The sequence below is a fragment of the Streptomyces alkaliterrae genome, assembly GCF_007097205.2.
Classification (GTDB): domain Bacteria; phylum Actinomycetota; class Actinomycetes; order Streptomycetales; family Streptomycetaceae; genus Streptomyces; species Streptomyces alkaliterrae.
On sequence record NZ_VJYK02000557.1, the window covers coordinates 1 to 1,643 of the forward strand.

Sequence of the window (1,643 nt, forward strand, 5' to 3'; positions counted from 1 at the left end):
GGGTGGGGGCGGGCACGGTTGTCGACCTCCGGACTGCTCGGCGCACGACCGTCGGCGGCGCGCCGTTCGTCCATGCCGACGGCGCACGCGTCGCCGCGCACGCCGGGCGTGCGCGCGAAGGACGTGCGTCGGGGGTGCGGGCGCGGCCTGCCGCCGGGCGCTCGCGCGTCTGGGGCCGGGCCGCCGTCCGGGACCGGCGCGCCGCTGCGGGCCGTACGGGTACGGGCGGGTGCAGGAACGGCGCACGGCCGGTTTCCGTCCGGCCGGTGTCCTCCCGACCGGGAGGAGGGCAAGACGGGAGAGTGTACCGGCGGTCGGACCGGCTCGCGATCGGTTTTCCGGCGGGTGGCCCGCCGCTGGACCGCACACGGTCGCATCCCGGCGGAGGCGACGACCGGTAGGACGTCCCCTACGTCCCCGGAAGGAGTCCCGTAGGGGTCGGGCGCGCCCGGGGGACGTACAGGGTGGAGGCCGGAATAGATATTTCGGCCGATGTGCGGCGAACGGCTGACCGCGCATCCTGGAGACATGACCAGCGCATCGTTCACTTCTGCCATGGGAGACCGCGGTCCCCGAGGTCACCGCGTGACGTCGGGGACCGGTGCCACCGCCCTGCATTCCGACCACGAGCACTCGCGCCATCTGCTCGGGGACGTCATGCGGGTGATACGGGTCTTCGCGAGTACCGCCTTCGGCGTGGCCGTTCTGGGGCAGTCCGACGAGGCGGCGGGTGTGTACCGCCGCAAAGCCGTACGCCCGTGAGCCGCTGAGACCGTTTGCCGCGTCGCGCCGCCTAGGGCGGAGGCGAGGCCGGCCCGCGTGTCGTCACGCGTCGAGGGGCGCGTCCAGGACCACGCGCCAGCCCCGCACGGCGTCGGCGTCCACGGGGGCGTCCCAGCCGCCCGGTCGGGCCGCGCCACCGATGTGGAACGCCGCCAGTCCGGCCCTCCGGAGCGCGGGCAGGTGCTTGAGCTGCAGCCCGCCGCCGACGAGGAGTGTGGGGCGGTGCCCCGGCTCGCCCGCGATGCTGCGCGCCGCCTCGGCGCAGAGTGTGGGCAGGCCGTCGTCGACACCGCGCGCCGAGCCCGCCGTGAGGTAGGTGTCGAGTCCGGGCAGATCCGCCAGTTCCTTGCGAAGGGTCTCCCGGTCGGCGGCCCGGTCGATCGCCCGGTGGAAGGTCCAGCGGCAACCGTCCAGCTCGGCCAGCAGCGCCTGGACCGTCGGCAGGTCGGGGCCTCCGCTCTCGTCGAGGAAGCCCAGCACGAACTCGGTCGCGCCCGCCTCCCGCAGTCGCCGGGCGCGTATCGCCAGGTCCCGGACGGCATCGGGCCCGCCCGAGGTGAAGCCGTCGCGGGAGCGCAGCATCACCCGCAGCGGCAGATCGACCGCCTCACGGACGGAGGTGAACGTCTCCACGCTGGGCGTCAGACCGTCGGCCGCCATGTCGACGACCAGTTCGAGGCGGTCGGCCCCGCCCGCCTGGGCCGCGACAGCGTCCGCCGCGTCGAGCGCGATCACCTCAAGAATTGGTCTAGACATGAGCAACAGGGTGTCACAGCCCCGGCTCCGACGGAAGTCGGCCCCATCCCATCGCATACCCGCCGCGCACAATGGCGCTATGTCGTCCCTCCCGCCCGCACCGC

At 74.2% G+C, this 1,643-nt stretch carries 2 protein-coding genes; one reads left to right on the top strand and one right to left on the bottom strand.

The window, feature by feature from the left end:
* Nucleotides 1-585 precede the first annotated feature (585 nt).
* Nucleotides 586-762 (top strand): hypothetical protein, encoded by a 177-nt coding sequence (locus FNX44_RS26705; RefSeq protein WP_228450288.1) that lies wholly within the window; start codon nt 586-588, stop codon nt 760-762.
* Between the two features lie 63 nt (nt 763-825).
* On the opposite strand, the gene FNX44_RS26710 is transcribed toward FNX44_RS26705, so the two are convergent.
* Nucleotides 826-1,539, bottom strand: a complete 714-nt coding sequence (locus tag FNX44_RS26710) for a copper homeostasis protein CutC (protein ID WP_228450286.1) — start codon at nt 1,537-1,539, stop codon at nt 826-828.
* Between the last annotated feature and the right edge of the window lie 104 nt (nt 1,540-1,643).